This window comes from Nodularia harveyana UHCC-0300 (assembly GCF_034931085.1).
Classification (GTDB): Bacteria; Cyanobacteriota; Cyanobacteriia; order Cyanobacteriales; family Nostocaceae; genus Nodularia; species Nodularia harveyana.
In genome coordinates this window covers 143,212-163,587 of record NZ_JAYGHG010000004.1, presented here as the reverse complement: position 1 = coordinate 163,587, position 20,376 = coordinate 143,212, and the positions used below count along the sequence as shown (strand labels likewise).

Genomic DNA, 20,376 nt, shown 5'->3' with positions numbered 1-20,376 from the left:
CTACGCGAACGATAAATCAAGATTTTTGGCAATTGTTGCGTAAGTCCTGTTATGGTGAAAAATCTACTGTGCTTGTGATGGTGGGAGAGAGTTATTGAACTTAAGCAGCAAAACTTAACACTTGTCTGAGTGGATAGTGTTTCCCAGGTGTATCCGCCCTTTGGTAGACTTGAAGACTGATAATAGCCAAATAAAAAGACTTCGGTCAAGCAATTTAGAGGGTGACTCTGTGGAAAATACACTTGGATTAGAGATTATTGAAGTAGTAGAGCAAGCGGCGATCGCTTCCTCAAAGTGGATGGGTAAGGGCGAAAAGAACATTGCTGACCAAGTTGCAGTGGAAGCTATGCGGGAGCGCATGAACAAAATCTATATGCGGGGACGCATTGTGATTGGTGAAGGCGAACGTGATGAAGCTCCTATGCTCTACATTGGCGAAGAAGTGGGTATCTGTACTCAACCAGATGCGAAAAACTTCTGTAACCCTGATGAATTAATTGAAATTGATATTGCTGTTGACCCATGCGAAGGCACAAACTTGGTGGCTTACGGTCAAAATGGTTCCATGGCAGTTTTGGCAATTTCCGAAAAGGGTGGTTTATTTGCTGCGCCTGACTTCTACATGAAGAAACTGGCAGCACCAGCCCCAGCAAAAGGTTTGGTAGACATTAACAAATCAGCTACTGAAAACCTGAAAATCCTCTCTGAGTGCTTAAACCGTTCTATAGAAGAATTGGTGGTTGTGGTGATGGATCGTCCCCGCCACAAAGAACTAATTCAAGAAATTCGTACTGCTGGTGCAAGAGTCAGACTGATCAGTGATGGTGACGTTTCTGCGGCTATTTCCTGCGCTTTTGAAGGTTCTAATATCCATGCCTTGATGGGTATCGGTGCTGCACCAGAGGGAGTTATCTCGGCTGCGGCTATGCGCTGTTTGGGAGGACATTTCCAAGGGCAACTAATTTATGATCCTGCTGTAGTGCAAACCGGTTTAATCGGTGAAAGCAGAGAAGGTAATCTGGCACGGCTGAAGGAAATGAACATTAATGACCCTGACAAGGTTTATAATGCTGACGAATTAGCCTCTGGAGAAACTGTTTTATTTGCGGCTTGCGGTATCACCCCCGGTACTCTAATGGAAGGTGTGCGCTTCTTTAAGGGTGGTGCTAGAACTCAAAGTTTGGTAATTTCAAACCAGTCTAAAACTGCCCGGTTTGTTGATACTATCCATTTGTTTGACGAACCTCAAAGTTTGCAATTACGTTAGTAATTTGAGGGATTAGGGACTGGGAGGAGGCAGAGGAGCAGGGGGCAGGGTGCAGAGGGGAATGAATTGGACTTGGATGAAATTCTTCTCCTTTTCTGTTCTTCAAGCTCCCATGCTCTCGCTCTTCTTCTAGGGAATGGGGAAGACTGTTCCTCATCCCTAATACCTAACTCATTTCTCACAACTAATACAAAATCATCAATAATCAACAATCCATTACCAATTACTGATAAATAATGAATATTGCAGTGGTGGGGTTAAGCCATAAAACAGCCCCAGTTGAAATCCGGGAAAAGCTGAGTATTCCAGAAACACAAATTGAAAGTGCGATCGCTGATCTGTGCAACTATCCCCACATTGACGAAGTAGCAATACTTAGCACTTGCAACCGCCTGGAAATTTACATTGTTACTAGTGAAACTGAACAAGGTATTAGAGAAGTTAATCAGTTTCTTGCCGAACAGAGTAAGTTACCTGCACAGTCTCTGCGTCAACACTTGTTTATGTTGCTCCATGATGATGCTGTGATGCATCTGATGCGGGTAGCAGCTGGGTTAGATAGTTTGGTTCTGGGAGAGGGTCAAATTTTGGCTCAGGTGAAAAATACTCACAAACTTGGGCAGCAATATAAAGGTATAAAAACAGTTCTAAATCGATTATTTAAACAATCTCTGACTGCTGGTAAACGTGTGCGGACTGAAACGAGTATCGGGACTGGTGCTGTTTCTATCAGTTCGGCGGCTGTGGAGTTGGCTCAAATCAAGGTGGCTAATTTGGCGGCTTGTCGTGTCTCTATCTTAGGGGCTGGGAAAATGTCTCGTTTGCTAGTACAACATCTGGTTTCTAAGGGTGCTGGACAAATTAGCATTGTCAATCGCTCTCAAGAACGCGCCCAGGACTTAGCCAAACTTTACCCTGAACAGTCTATTAACACTCATAAGCTATCAGAGATGATGCCTGTGATTGCCGAGAGTGATTTAGTATTTACAAGTACCTCTGCTACTGAACCAATTCTGCACCGCGCTAATCTGGAACCAATTTTAGATTCTAATCGCTCTGTGATGTTATTCGATATTTCTGTACCACGTAATGTTGACAGTGATGTGAATGAATTAGCAAATGTGCAAGCTTTTAATGTGGACGATTTGAAAGCGGTTGTGGCACAAAATCACGAAAGTCGCCGCCAGATGGCTCAGGAAGCGGAGAAACTTTTAGATGAAGAGGTGGAAGCTTTTGATGTTTGGTGGCGATCGCTAGAAACGGTCTCTACTATTAGTTGTCTGAGAAATAAAGTTGAAACCATCCGCGAACAAGAATTGGAAAAAGCTTTATCTCGACTGGGTTCGGAATTTGCGGAAAAACATCAAGAAGTCATCGAGGCTTTAACTAGGGGAATTGTGAATAAAATTTTACATGACCCAATGGTGCAATTACGAGCGCAGCAGGATGTGGAGGCCAGAAGGCACTGTATGCAAACCCTGCAAACTTTGTTTAATTTAGATGCAGGTGAGCAATTTAGCTAAGATCATGGGACATGGGGAATCTTAGCCCTTTGTCCCCCATTCTCTACTCTCTAATTGGGATAACTGTTGGGTTTGTTCTTGTAGTCGCACCGCTAGGCGATCGCACACTAAATCACACAACTGAAATAATATCGGATCAGCAATTTCATAAATTACACTAACTCCCTCTGGTGTTCTTTTGACAATACCCGCTTGGGCTAAAATTTTTAAATGCTTTGATACGTTGGCTTGTCCTAGTCCCGTTTCCGTCATAATCTCCGTGACGTTTTTCGCCCCAGTTTTTAAACAACACAAAACCTGTAGTCTACTCACTTCGGACAAGACTTTGAAATAATCTGCAACTTGGCTAAGAGCGGGGGGAAATATCTCAGACATGAAACACTAATTATCTTAATGATTTATACAGATTATTCTACTATATGGTAGAGATTATTTTACTATATAGTAATATAATAGTAAGCATAAGAAATAAATATTTAACCGCCATAGAAGCGTAAACCTCTGACCGTCAAGAAAAACACCATTTTTTTGGGGAAAATCAAATGTTATTCCGTCAACTTTTTGATGACGAATCTAGTACATATACTTATTTGATTGCTGACGAGATTACTAAAGCAGCCATTCTGGTTGATCCGGTGGTCGATAATGTGGAACGCGATCGCCAATTAATTGCAGAGTTAGGTTTAACATTGCGCTACTGCTTAGAAACTCATATTCATGCTGATCACATTACAGGTACTGGGAAATTACGTGAATTAACTGGATGCTTGGGAATTGTTCCGCAAAATGCTTTAGCTAGCTGTGCTGACAGATACATTCAACATGGAGAAATCCTGCATCTCGATGGAGTTACTATCGAAGCGATCGCCACCCCAGGACATACGGATAGTCATCTGGCTTACTTAGTTAACAGTGAACGAGTGCTAACAGGGGACGCTTTATTAATTCGTGGTTGCGGAAGGACTGACTTTCAAAGTGGCGATGCGGGAACTTTATTCGACTCAGTTACCCAAAGACTATTTACACTTGCAGACCATACCTTAGTTTACCCAGGACATGATTACCGGGGATATACCGTTTCCACCATCGCTGAAGAAAAGCAGTTTAACCCACGCTTTCAAGGACGTAACCGGGATAACTTCATCGAACTGATGAGGAATTTAGACTTACCAAATCCTCGGAAAATGATGGAAGCAGTACCAGCAAATCAACATTGCGGTAATGAATTATTAGTTCAACATTAATCGGGATTTATCCAAAATTATGGAAAACGTATCGCTAAAGCGAAAGCTCCGCTAACGCGTAGCGTGCGCGTAGCGCATACCACAAAGGACACAAAGGACACGTAAAGCCTTCGGCATAGCTTCGCTTACCGCGTAGCGTCTCCCCTTGGGAGAAGTTAAGAGGGTTTCAGAGAGTTCTTGCGTAAGTTCTATTAATATCAAAAAGTAAAAATATGAATCCACAAACTCAAGTAAAATTAGTTGATGCTTTCACCCTGAAAACATGGACTGATAAAGAAAAAGTACAGTTAATTGATGTACGTGAACCTGGAGAATATGCAGCAGAACATATTCCAGATGCTAAACTTTTACCCCTGTCTCAATTCCAAGCAGAACAAGTAGATTTCCCCCGTAATACTAAAGTTGTTCTCTATTGTCAGTCAGGGAAAAGATCCGAACAAGCAGGACAAAAATTAATCAATGCTGGGTTTTCCGAATTTGCACAACTTCAAGGAGGGATTACAGCTTGGAAGCTATTAAACTACCCCACTAAAATTAATAAGAATGCACCCATTAGCTTAATGAGACAAGTTCAAATTGTCGCCGGTTCTTTAGTATTTACCGGAGCTATTTTAGCTGCATTTGTTTCGCCGTGGTTTTTAATTTTGAGTGGCTTTGTTGGTGCTGGTTTAGTATTTGCAGGGGTGACTAACACCTGTGCGATGGGAATGCTGTTAGCGAAATTACCCTACAATCAAAATGTCAAATGATTACATGGATATTAGGACATATTCTAGCAACTGGTATTGGCGTTAGCTTAGGATTAATTGGTGGCGGTGGTTCCGTTTTAGCATTACCAACATTGGTTTATGTGATGGGAATAGAACCCAAATCTGCTGTAGTCATGACCTTAGTGATTGTCGGAACCGTGAGTTTAATTGGAGTGATTCCCCATTGGCGACAGGGAAACGTCAATTTTAAAACGGCATTTATCTTTGGTTCTGCTACGATGCTAGGGGCTTTTGCTGGTGCTAAAATCGCCAATTTACCATTCATCACAGGTACTTTGCAAATGCTCCTATTTGCAGTGATGATGTTTTTAGCGGCTGGGTTAATGATTCGGCGTAATGCTAAAACTACAACAAAAAAACCTCCCGAAAAACCAATATTAGAACTTTATCCCCAACCAGTTTGTAAATATTGTTGGTTGTGGCTGGTCAGCGAAGGTTTAGGTGTGGGTATATTAACGGGATTAGTAGGAGTTGGGGGAGGATTTGCGATTATTCCGGCTTTGGTGATTCTAGGAAATATCCCGATGAAAGAAGCAATTGGAACTTCTCTTTTAATTATTGCAGCTAATGCTGTGTCTGGATTTTTAGGCTACTGGGGAACAGTGGATTTAGATTGGAATATCATCGGTTCTTTTATTATAGCTGCCAGTATTGGCACTATTTTCGGTGCTTACCTATCTAAATATATTGATGGCAAAAAATTACAGAAATATTTTGGTTATTTTTTGTTAGGAGTAGCAGCTTTTATTTTGTTCCAAAATCGTGGGATTCTGGAAGAGTTTAGGAGTCAGAAATCTGCAAATTTGTCCTATAGTAATTCTCAAAAAATACATAGATATAGCAATCCTGTTTGATTTATATAGGACTTACGCAAAATCTAGGTTTTCTTGGCGTTCTTGGCGGCTTGGCGGTTAGATAAATCAAGATTTTTCGCAATTGTTGCGTAAGTCTTATTATAAACGGATTTTTTTAAGGAACCACAGAGACACAGAGAGCGCAGAGGTGGAGAAATACGGGGCGTTCATGTTTTATTGAGGATTGCTAAAACGGGGATAGTTTATTTTCCTAAGTAGGCTTCTAAGACTTGGGAATTGTTTTGAATTTCTGCGGGATTTCCTTCTGCTAAATTTTGACCTTCAGCCATGACCCAAACGCGATCGCACAATGTCATGATTACATCCATATTGTGTTCAATAATCAGAAAAGTCATGCCATCTTCACGGTTCCACTTCAAAATGCGATCGCAGATATCATCAATCAATCTCGGATTCACACCGGCGGCTGGTTCATCTAATAAAATTAACTTGGGATTCGTCATTAACGCCCTTCCCATTTCCAATAACTTTCGCTGTCCACCAGACAAACCCCCAGCATATTCCTGAGCTTTTTGCGCCAATCCCACAGACTCTAACAAAAACATTGCTTGCTCTTTAAATTCCTTTTCTTCCTGGGCGACAATGTGGGGTTGTAACTGTACTTGCCAAAAATTTTCCCCGGTTTGTTTTTGCGCCGCCAACAGCATATTATCTAACACCGACAGGCGCGAGAGAGTTCTCGCTACTTGAAATGTTCTAACTAATCCTTGCTGGGCGATTTGGTATGGTTGCAGGTTTTGAATGGGTTCACCATCAAAAATTACTCTCCCTTTATCTGGGTGAATAAAATTAGAAAGGAGATTGAATAAAGTAGTTTTTCCCGCACCATTAGGCCCAATTAAGCCAGTAATACTACCTTTATTCACCTCAATTTTGGCATCTTTAACCGCTTGAATACCGCCAAAACTTTTACAAAGTCCCGTAGCGGCTAACAAAGGAAGTGCAGGTGACTGATTATTTTCCATAAAAATTCCTTCTCAATTCATTAAAAATTATTATTTTCCCCAATCCCCAGTCCCCAATCACTTACCCAAAGTCAGTTCATCTTTTTTACCCAAAATACCTTGAGGTCGCCAAACCATGAGTAACATTAGAATCAAACCAATAACCATGATGCGAAATGCACCTAATTGGTCAGAAGATAGATTAGTAAAAATTTTCGGTAAAAATTCCCTGGTTGCGGCATCGTAAGTAAAGAAAATCACCGCCCCCAAGATTGTGCCAATATTATTCCCAGAACCGCCTAAAATTACCATAATCCAGGCATCAAAGGTGAGTTGTGGTTGAAAATTATCCGGGTAAATGGCGCTAATTTGCCAAGCAAAGAAAGCCCCAGCGATACCTGCGATCGCACCTCCTAACATCAGTGATTGAACTTTATACCAAAAAACATTTTTACCCATAGCTTTGGGTACTTCTTCATCCTCACGGATAGCTTTTAGCACTCTTCCCCAGGGCGATCGCACCAGAATTTCTAACCGCCAAAACACCACTGCTAACACCAACAACGACAACAACATCAAACCTGCGGCGGGTTTATAATCATACAAGCTAATCATCCCAGAAATATAAATTGCAGTTATCAAAACAGCAAAAACAATTCCCACACCCAACCGCGAAGCTAACTCTTGCTTCTTACTCAGTCTTTGACTCGCATCAGCCAACAGAGATTTCTGCGCGGTGCGAATCCATCGCCACAATGCAAACAAAGTAATCACAGCCAGAACTGTCAGCAACCCCATCATCCCCAATCTGACAAAGAAATGCGGCGTTGTCGATAAAGGTATGGGATAACTCTGCACACCAAAAGCCCCAGGTGTCCAGGTATCATTCACAGGTAACTCTTGATTATTCACCAGTAACCGAATTAATTCTCCTACCCCAATGGTGACAATAGCTAGATAATTTTCTCGCAAGCGCAGAGTTGCAAAACCAATAATCAAACCCAACACAGCAGCGACCATTGCGCCAATCACTGTGGAAACCAGTAGGGGGATTCCCTGAAGGCTTAACAACACCGTAGTATAAGCACCCAGAGCCATAAAAGCGATATGACCAAAATTAATTAACCCTGTGTAGCCCCACTGTAAATTCAGTCCTAAACTAAACAAAGCGAAAATTGCTGTAGAAATTGCTAAAAAGATGAGATATTCAACCATGTTAATTTATTTCAAATATGCGTTATCTATAATCCGTTAACTCCAGATAATCTTATCCTGTCACTCAACGTTGTCAATTTTCGGGAATAATGGTGGTGTGATTTCACCAATTTTATAGTTATTATGAATTTGCTGAGAATTAGAATCCATCACTTAATTGAGCAATTAAGTGACGAGGAATTACAAAGTGTCTGGGATAATATCTATGCTTTGCATTGCGACTCTTATATGTGGAGAGCAATACAGCAAGCCAATGAATTACAGCAGCCGTGGGATATTTTAACCCATGAAGAAGCGAAAAGAATGTTAGTCTTTTTCTAAACTAGCAGCGCTTTCCAGCTAATTTTCAGTCAACCTAAATTTTTATTAAGGTAACATCAGAGTGAGTTTGGAAGTGCGATACGCCAGGTCTTTTTTGGTAGACCTGAAGAATTTAGAGCCAGCTGTCTACCAGAGGGTGTATGATTTTGTGTTTTTTGAGTTTGCGGAAAATATGCCTCTCCATAGTCTCCCACAGTTGCGGTGTCTTGATGCTGAGGGCATTTTCCACCGTTTCACTATCGACAATTATCTAGTGGGGATTGAAATTAGGGGTGAACTTGTGAAATTTCTCCGTGTCATACCCATGCCGGATGTTTAACTTCCATCGCAAATGTTACATTAGAGGCCTGTCTGGGACGGATGCCGAATACCCAACACTTAAAACTGTATAAGGCTAGGCAGGGATGGCTGTAACCATACATTAAACTGGTTTTTGAAGCAATACTTTATTTGAGATTTCCCTATGGATGCAACGGCACTTTGGCAACGATACCAAAACTGGTTATATTTCCACGAGGGATTAGGACTTTATCTAGATGTAAGTCGGATGGGTTTTGATGAGGCTTTCGTGGAGTCGTTGCGCCCGAAGTTTGACAAAGCATTTGCGGATATGGCGGAATTAGAGAAGGGTGCGATCGCCAATCCTGATGAAGACCGCATGGTTGGACATTACTGGCTGCGAAATCCTGATTTAGCACCCACTCCAGAAGTTACCCAGGAGATTGTCCAAACTCTGGAACAAATCGAAGCCTTTGCTGAACAAGTCCACACAGGTTCAGTACATCCAACTAAAGCCAGTCGTTTTACAGATGTGATCTCCATTGGAATTGGTGGTTCCGCCTTGGGGCCGGAATTTGTCGCCGAAGCCCTCAGTCCCGACTTTCCACCCCTGAACATTCACTTTATCGACAACACTGACCCCGCCGGAATTGACCGCATTTTAACTCAGTTACAAGATAAACTATCCAGCACACTGGTTTTAGTCATCTCCAAATCTGGAGGAACACCAGAACCACGCAATGGCATGATTGAAGTTAAAGCCGCCTTTGCTAGTAAAAAATTAGACTTTGCTAAACAAGCTGTAGCCATTACTAGCCTTGGTAGCAACTTAGATAAAATCGCCCAAACAGAAGGCTGGTTAGCGAGATTTCCCATGTATGACTGGGTAGGAGGACGCACCTCAGAGTTATCTGCTGTGGGGCTTGTACCAGCCGCATTACAAGGCATAGATGTTCGCGCCATGATTGATGGTGCAAAGGAAATGGATGACGCTACCCGCGTTCCAGATGTGAAAAATAACCCGGCGGCTTTGTTAGCTTTGGCTTGGTATTTTTCCGGTAATGGTAAGGGTGAAAAAGATATGGTTGTTCTCCCTTACAAGGACAGCTTGTTGTTGTTCAGTCGCTATTTGCAACAGCTAGTGATGGAATCTTTAGGTAAAGAAAAAGACTTAGACGGAAATACTGTTTATCAAGGTATCGCCGTTTACGGTAACAAAGGTTCCACAGACCAACACGCTTACGTGCAGCAATTACGTGAGGGTGTACCAAACTTCTTTGCTACTTTCATTGAAGTCTTAGAAGACCGTGAAGGTAAATCTTTAGAAATTGAACCTGGAGTGACATCAGGAGATTTTCTTTCTGGTTTTCTCTTAGGAACTCGACAAGCGCTTTACGAAAATCAACGGGATTCCATTACAGTCACGATTCCCCAAGTCAACCCCAAAACTGTGGGGGCGTTAATTGCTTTGTATGAAAGGGCTGTGGGTTTATACGCCAGTTTAGTAAATATCAATGCTTACCACCAGCCGGGGGTAGAAGCTGGTAAAAAAGCGGCTGCGGCTATTCTGGATTTGCAATCTAAGGTTGTAGCTGTATTACAAAAGGAAAAAACCGCTTTGTCTCTGGAAGAGGTGGCGCAAAAAGCGGGTGCGGCTGAAGAAGTGGAGGCTATTTACAAAATTCTCCGCCATTTACAAGCCAATCAGCGCGGTGTGGTATTCACAGGTGATTTGGGTAAACCTGCTAGTTTGAAGGTTTCTGTGGGTTAATTAGTTTTACCCCAAATTTGTAGGTGGGTTAGCAACGGTGTGACCCACCATTATTAATTAAATTTAGAAGTGAAAATATGGATTGGTGTCACGCAGAGGCGCAGAGAACGCAGAGGTAAGAGAATTGTGTTATTTGGGGGTGGTTGGTAAGTCGCGGAGAAAGTAAAAGCGATCGCTCTTCCAATTTTGTCCTAATAAACCTATCCTAATAAATCTAGAGAATAATACCTTAATTTAATCAACCATATCGACTTGTTTAATTACATCTAAAGATAACTCTAATACCTCTGCAATTTGCTCGTCGCTCAAGCCAAACTGCCGTAATTTATTAATTTTTTCAATTTGAGTTTTATTCTTATTACGCTGCTGGGACTTAGAAGTAACAACCTGATTTTTACCTGGTTTAGTTTTAGGTTGTTTAAAACCAACATTTATACAGCCAATTAAATTACTATTAATACTATTATTACCCAAAGAAATATTCACATTTCCTTGACGTTCTAGAACTGATTTAAGATTACCTTTATCAATTGGTTCATCAAAAATATCAGATAAAATTTGTAAGAGTTCGTAACCGACATCCTTTGCATGACCTGCGCTACAACCACAAGTTTCTGCAATATCCGCATACTTTTGATGCTTTAGCGTTCCCTCAATAACTCCACGCTGCAAGTCATTAAGATGATTGCCTGTGTTAAGAAAAACAGCCTCATCCACAAGTTGCAGTAGTTCGTGAACCTGCATATTTAGGTATGTAAAGTAACATGAACAATTTTAGCAGACTTTATCCGTATTTTTCAGCTTTTTTCCGTCCTTTTGGTAACTTTTTTTTGCAATTTGCTTTTTTCCGCTTTTCAGGTTTAGGTGAGTGGTGTAAATTTGGGATAAATGAATACAAGGTTGCAGTTGAGAAGCTATATCGGAAATAGGAGATAAATCATGAGTGATAACGGCAACAAAATTGGTGAAGTTAAAACACCATCGGATACAAGCTACTACGTTTATTGGAATCAATCTACTGGGAATGTGTACGTTGCTGCCGAATATGCTGGTAACGCTTCAACAAAAGCTGAAGCCATGAAAAAAGCTAGTTATTATGCAACCACTACAAAAATTATGAAATGAATTAGGACGTTTCAGAAAGTGGCAAGCCTAAAATGATGCAAAAAATAGTAGGTTGGGTTGACTTCAGGAAATCCAACATCATTGGCAGCGTTGGGTTGCGCTTTGTTTAACCCAACATACATCTAAGGCACTGTTTTAGGCTTGTCACTTCAATGCTAATGAACTTATACCCTTAAGAAGATGCATAAACATATTTATCCTTAATTGTCAAGATCACTATACTTGATTACAGGTGATCTACATAAGTTCTAGAAAACTCTAGTAAAGTAATTCTGGATACCATTAATGACTAACCACCAAAGTAACAAATATGTCTAGCCAAATATTAGCAGGATTTGGTTGTACTTTGTTTAAACCAACCTACTTCTAAGGTAATATTTTAGGCTTGTCAGTCCACTACTAACAAACTTAGATACAAAAAATAGAGAGGTAAAAACATGAGCGGTAGCTTTACAGAAAAGATGATTCAAACTTCCACACAAGATTACAAACTTCATATAGGGAGGGGAGATTTTTATGTAGAAGAGGATAACCCTCAAAAAGCTTTCAAGGAATATATCGATGCAATGTACCATTTACGCGAATTATTATTTTATGCAAATATATTAGAGAGAGATAATCCTAGCACAGACACTCAAATCTTCAGCTTAACGTCTTTAACTAGAACTCTGATCAAAATATTAAGATGTTATTTAGAAATTACACTAGAGCATCGTAAATTTCTTTTTTTGTTGTGGTATATGAAGGATACATATACAGCATTAGGTAAATTAGAAGCGTATTTTGATGTTGATATATTAAAACTATATCAAAGTTCTGGAGAAGAAATAGACAGATATTTCAAAGATCCTAATTTAGGTGAAACAGTAGAAGTATTAGTTCAAAGAATATCTGGGCTTGCATCAACAAAAGAAGGTCTTGCAGAAATTGATAATGGTGATGAAGACTTCAAGAAATTACGGGAAAATCTGGAGGAGATATGCGCTCTTGAAATTTGTCCTGTTAGACCAAAATCTATTAATTACAGTAGCAAGAGTAGTGACGGTTGTTTTATTGCGACTGCTGCTTACTCAACACCGTTTCATCCTGATTTAGATACCTTTAGAAGTTTTAGAGATCGTAAATTGCGTTCCAATCTTTTAGGAAAAGGTTTCATTGCACTGTACTACAAGTTTAGTCCTACTATTGCAGAATACCTTAATAAAAATTTGTTACTAAAAGGATTTATAAGAAGACGCTTAGAGCATTTAGCAGCGTGGATGAGAAAGCATGAAAATTAATCATAGATTTAATTATTGTAGAGTTGGCTAGTAATCGCAGGGCAAACAAATCTAAAGCATGAAATTCATATTTTGCAACCCGCCCAGGCGGGTTTTGTTTGTATAGCCGTGATTTTTAATATCCTGGAAAAATGATTATGGCATATTTAAAATTTCCTGCGACCGTTTGATATTATTTCTTTCAGAGAGTATCCAGTTTTGGAAATTGCGATCGCACCTTGTGCCTCTAACTCTTCAAATATATGCTTATAATCACCTACCTTCTGACCCTTAGAGATAATTCGCTTATTTAGTTGACCTTTTTTGACTTCCTGCTGTTTTCCGCCCAAATCCCACAAAGCCAGCAGCAAGCGTGTTTTAGCTTGGTTAGCCTGTAAAATCTTTGTTTCCGCACCCATACCATGTGTCCTATGAGACTAATAATTATTATCATAATGTGGTTTCATAAAATTCGCCACAAAAAAATCATCATTTATCTACTAGCCATGTCCCACAAATAGCTAAGTTGAGAAATGAAAAAAAATTAACTATATAACGGTATTTTTCCTATAAAATTCACATAAATTATCAATATCAAATAGTCCTGGAGATTAGATATCACAAAACTATCCAGGTAAAACCATTAATTTTATTTAGTCACCATAACCCGACTTAATTTGTATATCTGTGCTTTCCCAAAGGCTAGTAAAATAATTATTTTATCGCCAAAATTACCCGCACCTGATTAATATCATTGTGCCTCTAACTCTTCAAATATATGCTGATAATCTACTACCTTCTGACTCCTAGAGATAATTCTGTTATTTGGTTGATGAATGCTATCCCCACGCTACAAAAAATCAACTCGCTGAGGATAACTTGAACACTCACTTGAGAGCTTTTATTTATCAGGAATTTCTCCCAAATGAAGCCCTGCAAATACTCAACAAAATTGAGTTTTATTATCCGCCTAAGTATGAAAGTTGATTGAATATGACTGAAATTGAGTTGATAGGCGAGAAAGAACGGGGTTCGGGTGAAGAACAGGCTAAACGCACTCAAAACGGCATCCTCCATCCCATAGCAGGTATTTTTGCCCATGCGTTTGTCCGGTAGCGATGACAAACGCTGGTGAAACGAACCGATTAGCGTCTCAAACAAACCCCGTCCTTACAACCGTTCTAGCTCTCTTGGATCTCTCAGATGTCATTAAAAGACCGAGATTACCAATGCTTGAACAGCTTTTTGCCAAAATAAAAATTGCTGGGGTTTTAAGTCAGAACTTGTGCGCGCGCAGTACCTCCGCGTCACAGAGATAGGTGATTCCCGAATAATCGTCGAAAAACTGCGCTGCGACCTCATCCGAAATCTTCAGGGCCATCTCCCGATCGATGGTGAGTACCTCTATCTTGATATTCGAGTAGCTGTCGCCAACGCTGGGTTGTCCTGACGAGCGTACGTTGCGACTGCCTTTACCGCCAGCCTCCATCACCGTATAACCGCTAGCACCTGCTTCGTCGATAATCTTGGCGATCTTTTTCAGCAGCAACTTTTCCGTGATGATGACTAGCTTCCTAGCTTGCTGGGTCATTTGGGTTACCTCTTAACGCGTTCTGTTATGACAATTCAAGACAATACTCTATGGTTTTGCCTTGAACAATATTTTTAAGTTTATGCCAAATATCAGCGAATCCACTACCCTCTGTGGAGAAAAATTGACTCAGATTACTGGAAGTATTTTATAAAAAAAACTTATCATTTTGTTCCTATGCCCACCATCCAACATCAGATTGCAGCAGACACTAGGTAGAATCAATGTTTCCTGCTGGCTGATCAGGGCATCGGCAGCTGCACAGTCTTTTCTCCTCGTGAGCAACAGTAGCAAGCTCTAGAGACAAATTAATAACGCCCAAGCTGATTGCGATTGACAGCGCCATCCAAGGTAATTTGGGAAGTGCAGTGATAGAAAGCGCTTCTTAATCACAACAATGTATAGAGAAAATTCTGCGATCGCAATTTACATTGACCAGACACATACGGTTTCTCTGAAACCAAAAGAAAAACTTATGGTTTGAATTGGAAATTACTTAGTATATTCATGCAGTGCGATCGCAAATTTGTGCAGATTTTCAGATAAGCTTAAGCACATACCTACTGTTCTGACCCCTCATATCTGAATTAAGGAGAAATTCCAACATGGATTTTTTGTCCGATTTTTTGCTGCGCTTTGTGTCGCAGTTACAGTCCCCGACACTCGGCTTTCTGATTGGTGGTATAGTCGTTGCCTCCCTCGGTAGCCGACTATCAATTCCAGATCCAGTGTATAAATTTATTGTTTTCATGTTGCTCATGAAAGTCGGACTGACTGGTGGTCAGGGTATCCGCAGCTCCAATCTAGCGGAGATTCTGTTGCCTGCAATGTTCGCAGTGATAATGGGGATACTTATCGTGTTCATTGGGCGCTATACGTTGTGCAACTTGCCAAAGGTCAAAACCGAGGATGGCATTGCGACCGCAGGCTTGTTCGGTGCTGTGAGTGGCTCTACCTTAGCTGCTGCCCTGACGCTACTGGAAACGCAAAAAATCACATATGAGCCTTGGGCTGCCGCACTTTATCCTTTCATGGACATCCCCGCGCTGGTGACAGCGATCGTCTTGGCCAGCATTTATACCAAAAAGCAGCGCGATATATCAAACGAGTATCCCAGCAAGCAAAGCAGTAACGCAGACACAAAGGTCAAAATATGGCCGATCATCCAGGAAAGTCTCCAGGGTTCTGCTCTATCAGCACTGCTACTCGGCCTCGCTCTAGGCCTAATAACTCGTCCAGAAAGTGTCTACGAAAGCTTTTACAGTCCCCTATTTCGCGGACTACTTTCGGTACTGATGCTAATCATGGGTATGGAAGCGGCTGCAAGGCTTAAAGAGCTACGCCAGGTGGCCCAGTGGTACGCCGTATATGCCTTTATTGCGCCGTTGCTACACGGTTTCATTGCCTTCGGTTTCGGCATGATTGCCCACTACCTCACGAACTTCTCCTATGGCGGCGTAGTTATCCTGGCCGTCATCGCTGCCTCCAGTTCAGACATCTCAGGGCCGCCCACTTTACGAGCTGGTATCCCATCAGCTAATCCTTCCGCCTACATCGGCGCGTCCACAGCCATCGGCACGCCAGTTGCGATCGCCTTGGGAATACCGCTTTACATCGGTTTAGCCCAGGCGCTGATGGGCGGCGGTTGATCCCATGTGGGTCAAGGCAAATCGCCATGAGGATGAGATGCAAATAAGCTCAACACTTTACTAATAGTTTATCAACCAAGATTCCTTTAACTCAGGATTAAGCTCGTTTGTTTTAGAACTTGTCGCACACTTTCGTGGGAAATACTCTCACTATGCGGCTTTACCTGTTTTGGTGAATTTTTCTAGAATTTGACAGACTACTAGGGAATAGGTCAACTTTGTCAGACATGGCAAAAACTCTCTTAGTGAGAACTTGCTGATCAACAAAACCCATTCCCTAGCTGCAAATCAACTATAAATTTAGTTAAACTCTTCCAACTGATCCAAACGTAACCAAATATTTGGTGTTGGTACTTTTCCAAATTTTACTAGAGCGTAATCACCTCTAAGATCAACAATTTCGCCCTCACTATCAAACAAATAAGAAGGAAGGCGAGGATCACTGGCTTTGGCTTCCAGACTATTTTCTAGTTTTTCGCGGATAGCGCGAACCATGTTTCCCTTTTTGATTGCCATAAATTTGCTCTTGAATTTGTCGATGGTTTTAAAAGGATTTTAACTTGCGGCCAGATGCAATTTCAGTTAAGAATATCTTTCCCACAAAGACACAAGGAAAATATTCGCCCCAGTCGCCTCAACTTTGACACTGGGGGCAGAAATGACTAGAACGCCCAGCTAATTTAAGGCGCTGTATGATAGTATTACACACTCGGCAGGGTTCCCCAGTCCGGTTATATACCCACGCTACACCGCCATAATTACCGTTAACCCCTTGCACATTCAAGAAGTTGCTAAAGGTTGTACCACCGGCGGCGATGCTGGTTTCCAGTACTTGAATGATGGCTGCGTGTAAAGGCTTAATTTGCTCTAGCTGCAAATCTATACAGAGGGTTGTGGGTAAAATACCACTTTTAAATAGTGCTTCATCAGCATAAATATTACCTAACCCTGCTACCACTGACTGGTCTAATAGTGCCGTTTTAATGGGACGACGGCGATTTTTTAATTTAGAGGCGAGATATTCAACGGTGAATTGGGGTGAAAAAGGGTCTACTGCTAATTTTGCTAAACCCGTCATGATGCTTTCTACTGGTTCTCCTGGGGGAACCCACCACATTTGTCCGAAGGTGCGCTGATCTACAAAGCGTAATTCTTGTTTATCCCCAAAATATAATCTGACTCTGGTGTGCTTGTGTACTGGTTGATCTTGGTCTAACCACAGTAGTTGACCAGTCATTCGTAAATGCACTCCTAACCAGGGATTCTGGGGTGCGGGTGTGAGTTCTGCTAAAAGATATTTACCACGACGATGCCACGAGGCGATCGCACTACCGGTAATTTGAGAAATAAACTCATCCATAGAAAAAGGGTAGGCGATGGTGCGGTTTAGCAACACATCCCCACCCGTAATTTTTTGGTGCAGGGTCAATTTATTTAGACCTCTGCGGATTGTTTCGACTTCAGGCAGTTCCGGCATTTAAGCTGAGTAAGCAGTATTGGGGATTACATGAGCAAAGATTGGTAACTATATAAATACCATTGCGTGGCTGATTTTACTGCCAACATCAATCCGCTAGGCGGAGTCATTACTCTTAGTCATTATTCCTGAGTTTTGAGACTCAAAAGGCGCAGAGCATAAACTCTCAACCATTAATGACTAGTTTATCCCCTTTGGGGTTTTGCCGCTTATTTCTTGGCTTTAGCCTTTGGTGCTTCTACTTCTACTAACTCGTCTAGGGCAAAGTTATTGGTGTTGATACCAGAGTAATTGACCTTATCAAACCGGACAATTGCTGCGTATTTGATGCCGCTTTGGTCTACAGAAGCCACTGTGCCTAACTCCTGAAACCAGTAGGATTCGGGGCGGAGAATACGTACTTTAGAACCACGTTGAACCATGAGTATCTTCCCTTTTAATGAACTATGGCAATATATAGGGCTATTTGATTTCACTGTACATCCTGAAGGTCGTTCAGAGAGGATTTGTTAAGTTATTTATCTACTACATCTCCCTTTTGGCACTTATCCAGGCTACAGCTGCAATTTAAAATGTGTGTCAGGCACTGCTTGACAAAAACCCCATGATCGATTAATTTCGTTCGCAACTAGAGAAATTTGCAAAAGTTCATGTTTTACTCAAAACAAATACGCTACCCTCGTTCCCCCTGCCAATTCGCAAATCGCTATCTATATAAGTGATGTCTAACCAGCCTTGCTGTTTATCACTGTTTAAGACAGTATCAAAAGCCGAAAATTTTTTCCCAGTTTCAATTTGCTGGATAAAACTGGCGGGAGAACTGTAATCTATTAAACGTTTTAAACCCAAAATCGAGCGCTGGAATTTTACTTGGATGCGTTTTTCTGAAACTGGTGTAAATTTAGCAGCTACTGTAACTAATCCTTCTAAATAAGGTAAGCCGTAAATTTCGGCTATGTTATAAACGGTGGTGGTATCGACCCGGATACATTGATAAATCTGACCAAGTTTACAGAAAGGAAGACGATCTATATTTAAAAGACCTTTGCTGGTTGTATAGATTAAGCGCCAATCACCATTGAGCAAATTCGTTGCTTCTAGGGGGCGCGGTGTAGGGTTGAAGTCTTCTAAGTTGGCGATCGCCGCTAAAATAGCCTGTTTTTGGGCTTCACTAGCGAGTAAACCCCGATTTGTTCCTGCGATCGCATCGATAAGATTTGCTTTACCAAGCATGGTTAATCACCTCAAAAATCATTAACAATCATCTACCTGAAATTGAATTAATATCTTGTGTATGTATAGAGTCCTACAAAAACCCAACAATCTATTTGTGCCAGCTTTACCACTATTAAATAAAATAATTCCGTCAGCTTGCGGATTTATTCACCCCAGAGTTGAATGGATAATTAAATTATCCCTTGTCAGTGATAAACTGCTTAATGTCTAGTTACATGAACCTTTTTGTGTGTTCGTAGATATGTTGAATTCTCCCTTAAGTGAAGCAGCCCGCAATCAACGCGCCAGAGTCATTCCATTACAGCAAGAGTTCTCGATGATGGACTGGTTGCAAATGCAAGGACGGTTGGTAGCGCGTAACGTTGAAGAAACCGGGTTGTTACAAGAACAAGAAATATCTGAGTTATTGAGTTCCGAAGACGGAATAGATGATTACGATATGGATGATGACAATAATGCAAGAATAGACGATGATTAGCCTCCAGAGGCTAGAGAGGATGACCGCAGCACGGAAGCAAAAAATCTCACATCAAAAGTGAAAGTACTTCTGAAATGGGAAAATATGAGTTTGCTTTTACCGTGTTCCATTAGGTAATATTTATTATCCTCATTGTGAAATTTTATAAGTGTGGAGTGAAGGGAATTTTTGTGGACGCTAAATTATCTCCTAACCGAGGAACAAATATTTCGGGTATTACATTAGCTTCTAGTTTAGTTGTCGCACTGACGATCGCCGCTTGGACATTAGATTACTTGGGTAATAGAAGCCCTTGGCAAGGAATGTCACTAACTTTACCATTGTTGCTGTGCGCTCTCGGTTCAGCTGCTATGGGTTTTGTCGTCATCCCCATGCTACAAGCACTGAAAACTGGGCAAATCATCCGAGAAGATGGACCCCAAGCTCATTTAAAAAAAGCTGGTACACCCACTATGGGGGGTATATTCTTTGTCCCTATAGCTGTGGCGATCGCCTGTATATTATCTAATTTTGCTACAGAAGTACTTGCTGTTTCGGCTTTAACTCTCAGCTATGGATTTATTGGCTGGCTGGATGATTGGCAAATTCTCCGCCGGAAATCAAATAAAGGTATATCTCCCAAGATGAAACTAGGTTTGCAAATTGGATTTGCAGCTTTATTTTGTCTGTGGCTAATGTTGACTCAGGAATCTCAGATTACAAATATCGCTTTACCTTGGGTAAGTTTTACACTGCCTTTAGGATTTTTATTCTGGCCTGTGGCTGGATTTGTGCTAGTTGCAGAAAGTAACGCCACTAATTTAACTGATGGTATTGATGGTTTAGCAGCCGGAACCGTGGCGATCGCTTTACTAGCATTAGGTGCTGTCATCGCCCCTGCTTACCCTGGATTAATGGTGTTTTGTGCCGCATTAAGTGGCGGTTGCTTAGGTTTCTTAGCTCATAACCGCAACCCAGCCCGCGTCTTCATGGGTGACACTGGTTCCCTCGCACTGGGTGGGGCTTTAGCGGCTGTAGCACTACTAACCAATAGTTTAGTCGCCCTGTTTATTCTCAGTGGGATTTTCTTTGTAGAAACCCTGTCTGTGATAGCCCAAGTAACTTATTACAAAGCTACTAAAGGACCCGATGGTAAAGGTAAACGTTTATTAAAAATGGCTCCTTTACACCATCATCTAGAGTTAACCGGTTGGTCAGAATTACAAGTAGTAACAGTCTTTTATATAATCGCTGTCATTTTAGCTGTGATTTGTTTAGCGACAGCACCTTTTTAAAATTTTTGAACTTTTAAAAAACTAATTTAACAAACTACTACCTCCGGATATCTGGGGGTTTTTGATTTGTCCCCAAGC

General features: G+C 41.2%; 24 protein-coding genes. 14 read left to right on the top strand and 10 right to left on the bottom strand.

Going from position 1 to position 20,376, the window contains the following annotated elements:
• Positions 1–229 precede the first annotated feature (229 nt).
• Together glpX and VB620_RS04465 are read left to right on the top strand one after the other, a co-directional pair.
• Positions 230–1,267, top strand: a complete 1,038-nt coding sequence (gene glpX / locus VB620_RS04470) for a class II fructose-bisphosphatase (RefSeq protein ID WP_323194938.1) — start codon at positions 230–232, stop codon at positions 1,265–1,267.
• Positions 1,268–1,503: 236 nt separating this feature from the next.
• Positions 1,504–2,790 carry a glutamyl-tRNA reductase gene (locus VB620_RS04465; RefSeq protein ID WP_323194937.1) on the top strand — a complete coding sequence of 429 codons (1,287 nt, stop codon included), beginning with the start codon at positions 1,504–1,506 and terminating at the stop codon, positions 2,788–2,790.
• Between the two features lie 21 nt (positions 2,791–2,811).
• Here the strand turns inward: VB620_RS04465 and VB620_RS04460 are convergent, their stop codons facing one another.
• The gene (locus tag VB620_RS04460) at positions 2,812–3,165 is read right to left on the bottom strand and encodes an ArsR/SmtB family transcription factor (RefSeq protein ID WP_323194936.1); all 354 of its coding nucleotides are present in this window, start codon (positions 3,163–3,165) and stop codon (positions 2,812–2,814) included.
• Positions 3,166–3,332: 167 nt separating this feature from the next.
• On the opposite strand from VB620_RS04460, the gene VB620_RS04455 reads away from it, so the two are divergent.
• From VB620_RS04455 to VB620_RS04445, 3 genes are all read left to right on the top strand, one after another.
• Entirely contained in the window at positions 3,333–4,034 is a 702-nt protein-coding gene (locus tag VB620_RS04455; RefSeq protein WP_323194935.1) for an MBL fold metallo-hydrolase, read from the top strand.
• Positions 4,035–4,246: 212 nt separating this feature from the next.
• On the top strand, positions 4,247–4,783 hold the full coding sequence (locus VB620_RS04450) for a rhodanese-like domain-containing protein (RefSeq protein ID WP_323194934.1): 537 nt from the start codon (positions 4,247–4,249) through the stop codon (positions 4,781–4,783).
• Entirely contained in the window at positions 4,783–5,658 is an 876-nt protein-coding gene (locus VB620_RS04445; RefSeq protein WP_323194999.1) for a sulfite exporter TauE/SafE family protein, read from the top strand. Before VB620_RS04450 ends, VB620_RS04445 begins: the two co-directional genes overlap by 1 nt.
• 203 nt (positions 5,659–5,861) lie before the next feature.
• On the opposite strand, the gene VB620_RS04440 is transcribed toward VB620_RS04445, so the two are convergent.
• Positions 5,862–6,644, bottom strand: coding sequence for an ABC transporter ATP-binding protein (locus VB620_RS04440; RefSeq protein ID WP_323194933.1), 783 nt, complete (start codon positions 6,642–6,644; stop codon positions 5,862–5,864).
• A gap of 57 nt (positions 6,645–6,701) precedes the next feature.
• Complete coding sequence (locus VB620_RS04435; protein WP_323194932.1) at positions 6,702–7,838, bottom strand: branched-chain amino acid ABC transporter permease; 1,137 nt, start codon at positions 7,836–7,838, stop codon at positions 6,702–6,704.
• A gap of 123 nt (positions 7,839–7,961) precedes the next feature.
• Here VB620_RS04435 and VB620_RS04430 point away from each other — a divergent pair, with 123 nt between their 5' ends.
• The 3 genes from VB620_RS04430 (at position 7,962) to VB620_RS04420 (ending at position 10,209) form a co-directional block, all read left to right on the top strand.
• A complete protein-coding gene (locus VB620_RS04430) occupies positions 7,962–8,159 on the top strand; it encodes a hypothetical protein (protein ID WP_323194931.1) in 198 nt (65 codons plus the stop codon).
• 61 nt (positions 8,160–8,220) lie between these two features.
• Positions 8,221–8,478, top strand: a complete 258-nt coding sequence (locus VB620_RS04425; protein ID WP_323194930.1) for a cytotoxic translational repressor of toxin-antitoxin stability system — start codon at positions 8,221–8,223, stop codon at positions 8,476–8,478.
• A 144-nt stretch (positions 8,479–8,622) separates the two neighbouring features.
• A complete protein-coding gene (locus tag VB620_RS04420; protein WP_323194929.1) occupies positions 8,623–10,209 on the top strand; it encodes a glucose-6-phosphate isomerase in 1,587 nt (528 codons plus the stop codon).
• 234 nt (positions 10,210–10,443) lie between these two features.
• On the opposite strand, the gene VB620_RS04415 is transcribed toward VB620_RS04420, so the two are convergent.
• Entirely contained in the window at positions 10,444–10,953 is a 510-nt protein-coding gene (locus VB620_RS04415) for a hypothetical protein (RefSeq protein WP_323194928.1), read from the bottom strand.
• A gap of 195 nt (positions 10,954–11,148) precedes the next feature.
• Here VB620_RS04415 and VB620_RS04410 point away from each other — a divergent pair, with 195 nt between their 5' ends.
• Both VB620_RS04410 and VB620_RS04405 read left to right on the top strand, forming a co-directional pair.
• Entirely contained in the window at positions 11,149–11,334 is a 186-nt protein-coding gene (locus VB620_RS04410; protein WP_323194927.1) for a hypothetical protein, read from the top strand.
• Between the two features lie 437 nt (positions 11,335–11,771).
• A complete protein-coding gene (locus VB620_RS04405; protein WP_323194926.1) occupies positions 11,772–12,614 on the top strand; it encodes a CFI-box-CTERM domain-containing protein in 843 nt (280 codons plus the stop codon).
• Between the two features lie 146 nt (positions 12,615–12,760).
• On the opposite strand, the gene VB620_RS04400 is transcribed toward VB620_RS04405, so the two are convergent.
• The gene (locus VB620_RS04400; protein WP_323194925.1) at positions 12,761–13,012 is read right to left on the bottom strand and encodes a hypothetical protein; all 252 of its coding nucleotides are present in this window, start codon (positions 13,010–13,012) and stop codon (positions 12,761–12,763) included.
• A gap of 574 nt (positions 13,013–13,586) precedes the next feature.
• Between VB620_RS04400 and VB620_RS20835 the strand changes: the two genes are divergently transcribed.
• Positions 13,587–13,709 carry a hypothetical protein gene (locus tag VB620_RS20835; protein ID WP_407674180.1) on the top strand — a complete coding sequence of 41 codons (123 nt, stop codon included), beginning with the start codon at positions 13,587–13,589 and terminating at the stop codon, positions 13,707–13,709.
• 160 nt (positions 13,710–13,869) lie between these two features.
• Here VB620_RS20835 and VB620_RS04390 read toward each other — a convergent pair whose 3' ends face one another.
• A complete protein-coding gene (locus VB620_RS04390; protein WP_323194924.1) occupies positions 13,870–14,184 on the bottom strand; it encodes a P-II family nitrogen regulator in 315 nt (104 codons plus the stop codon).
• A 605-nt stretch (positions 14,185–14,789) separates the two neighbouring features.
• On the opposite strand from VB620_RS04390, the gene VB620_RS04385 reads away from it, so the two are divergent.
• A complete protein-coding gene (locus VB620_RS04385) occupies positions 14,790–15,833 on the top strand; it encodes a sodium-dependent bicarbonate transport family permease (RefSeq protein ID WP_323194923.1) in 1,044 nt (347 codons plus the stop codon).
• 300 nt (positions 15,834–16,133) lie between these two features.
• Here the strand turns inward: VB620_RS04385 and ndhO are convergent, their stop codons facing one another.
• The 4 genes from ndhO to VB620_RS04365 form a co-directional block, all read right to left on the bottom strand.
• Positions 16,134–16,349 carry an NAD(P)H-quinone oxidoreductase subunit O gene (gene ndhO, locus VB620_RS04380; protein ID WP_323194922.1) on the bottom strand — a complete coding sequence of 72 codons (216 nt, stop codon included), beginning with the start codon at positions 16,347–16,349 and terminating at the stop codon, positions 16,134–16,136.
• 118 nt (positions 16,350–16,467) lie between these two features.
• Complete coding sequence (locus VB620_RS04375; RefSeq protein ID WP_323194921.1) at positions 16,468–17,310, bottom strand: DNA-formamidopyrimidine glycosylase; 843 nt, start codon at positions 17,308–17,310, stop codon at positions 16,468–16,470.
• A gap of 209 nt (positions 17,311–17,519) precedes the next feature.
• Positions 17,520–17,732, bottom strand: a complete 213-nt coding sequence (locus VB620_RS04370; protein ID WP_323194920.1) for a photosystem I reaction center subunit IV — start codon at positions 17,730–17,732, stop codon at positions 17,520–17,522.
• A gap of 226 nt (positions 17,733–17,958) precedes the next feature.
• Entirely contained in the window at positions 17,959–18,543 is a 585-nt protein-coding gene (locus VB620_RS04365; RefSeq protein WP_323194919.1) for a PAP/fibrillin family protein, read from the bottom strand.
• Between the two features lie 244 nt (positions 18,544–18,787).
• Here VB620_RS04365 and VB620_RS04360 point away from each other — a divergent pair, with 244 nt between their 5' ends.
• Positions 18,788–19,024 carry a DUF3134 domain-containing protein gene (locus tag VB620_RS04360; protein ID WP_323194918.1) on the top strand — a complete coding sequence of 79 codons (237 nt, stop codon included), beginning with the start codon at positions 18,788–18,790 and terminating at the stop codon, positions 19,022–19,024.
• Positions 19,025–19,194: 170 nt separating this feature from the next.
• On the top strand, positions 19,195–20,298 hold the full coding sequence (gene mraY, locus VB620_RS04355) for a phospho-N-acetylmuramoyl-pentapeptide-transferase (RefSeq protein ID WP_323194917.1): 1,104 nt from the start codon (positions 19,195–19,197) through the stop codon (positions 20,296–20,298).
• The last annotated feature ends 78 nt before the right edge of the window (positions 20,299–20,376 follow it).

Excerpts from the sequence above, each read along its gene's own strand:
- VB620_RS04465 (WP_323194937.1), top strand. The coding sequence starts at position 1,504 with ATGAATATTGCAGTGGTGGGGTTAAGCCATAAAACAGCCCCAGTTGAA.
- VB620_RS04460 (WP_323194936.1), bottom strand. The coding sequence starts at position 3,165 with ATGTCTGAGATATTTCCCCCCGCTCTTAGCCAAGTTGCAGATTATTTC.
- VB620_RS04455 (WP_323194935.1), top strand. The coding sequence starts at position 3,333 with ATGTTATTCCGTCAACTTTTTGATGACGAATCTAGTACATATACTTAT.
- VB620_RS04450 (WP_323194934.1), top strand. The coding sequence starts at position 4,247 with ATGAATCCACAAACTCAAGTAAAATTAGTTGATGCTTTCACCCTGAAA.
- VB620_RS04440 (WP_323194933.1), bottom strand. The coding sequence starts at position 6,644 with ATGGAAAATAATCAGTCACCTGCACTTCCTTTGTTAGCCGCTACGGGA.
- VB620_RS04435 (WP_323194932.1), bottom strand. The coding sequence starts at position 7,838 with ATGGTTGAATATCTCATCTTTTTAGCAATTTCTACAGCAATTTTCGCT.
- VB620_RS04430 (WP_323194931.1), top strand. The coding sequence starts at position 7,962 with ATGAATTTGCTGAGAATTAGAATCCATCACTTAATTGAGCAATTAAGT.
- VB620_RS04420 (WP_323194929.1), top strand. The coding sequence starts at position 8,623 with ATGGATGCAACGGCACTTTGGCAACGATACCAAAACTGGTTATATTTC.
- VB620_RS04415 (WP_323194928.1), bottom strand. The coding sequence starts at position 10,953 with ATGCAGGTTCACGAACTACTGCAACTTGTGGATGAGGCTGTTTTTCTT.
- VB620_RS04410 (WP_323194927.1), top strand. The coding sequence starts at position 11,149 with ATGAGTGATAACGGCAACAAAATTGGTGAAGTTAAAACACCATCGGAT.
- VB620_RS04405 (WP_323194926.1), top strand. The coding sequence starts at position 11,772 with ATGAGCGGTAGCTTTACAGAAAAGATGATTCAAACTTCCACACAAGAT.
- VB620_RS04400 (WP_323194925.1), bottom strand. The coding sequence starts at position 13,012 with ATGGGTGCGGAAACAAAGATTTTACAGGCTAACCAAGCTAAAACACGC.
- VB620_RS20835 (WP_407674180.1), top strand. The coding sequence starts at position 13,587 with ATGACTGAAATTGAGTTGATAGGCGAGAAAGAACGGGGTTCGGGTGAA.
- VB620_RS04390 (WP_323194924.1), bottom strand. The coding sequence starts at position 14,184 with ATGACCCAGCAAGCTAGGAAGCTAGTCATCATCACGGAAAAGTTGCTG.
- VB620_RS04385 (WP_323194923.1), top strand. The coding sequence starts at position 14,790 with ATGGATTTTTTGTCCGATTTTTTGCTGCGCTTTGTGTCGCAGTTACAG.
- ndhO (WP_323194922.1), bottom strand. The coding sequence starts at position 16,349 with ATGGCAATCAAAAAGGGAAACATGGTTCGCGCTATCCGCGAAAAACTA.
- VB620_RS04375 (WP_323194921.1), bottom strand. The coding sequence starts at position 17,310 with ATGCCGGAACTGCCTGAAGTCGAAACAATCCGCAGAGGTCTAAATAAA.
- VB620_RS04370 (WP_323194920.1), bottom strand. The coding sequence starts at position 17,732 with ATGGTTCAACGTGGTTCTAAAGTACGTATTCTCCGCCCCGAATCCTAC.
- VB620_RS04365 (WP_323194919.1), bottom strand. The coding sequence starts at position 18,543 with ATGCTTGGTAAAGCAAATCTTATCGATGCGATCGCAGGAACAAATCGG.
- VB620_RS04360 (WP_323194918.1), top strand. The coding sequence starts at position 18,788 with ATGTTGAATTCTCCCTTAAGTGAAGCAGCCCGCAATCAACGCGCCAGA.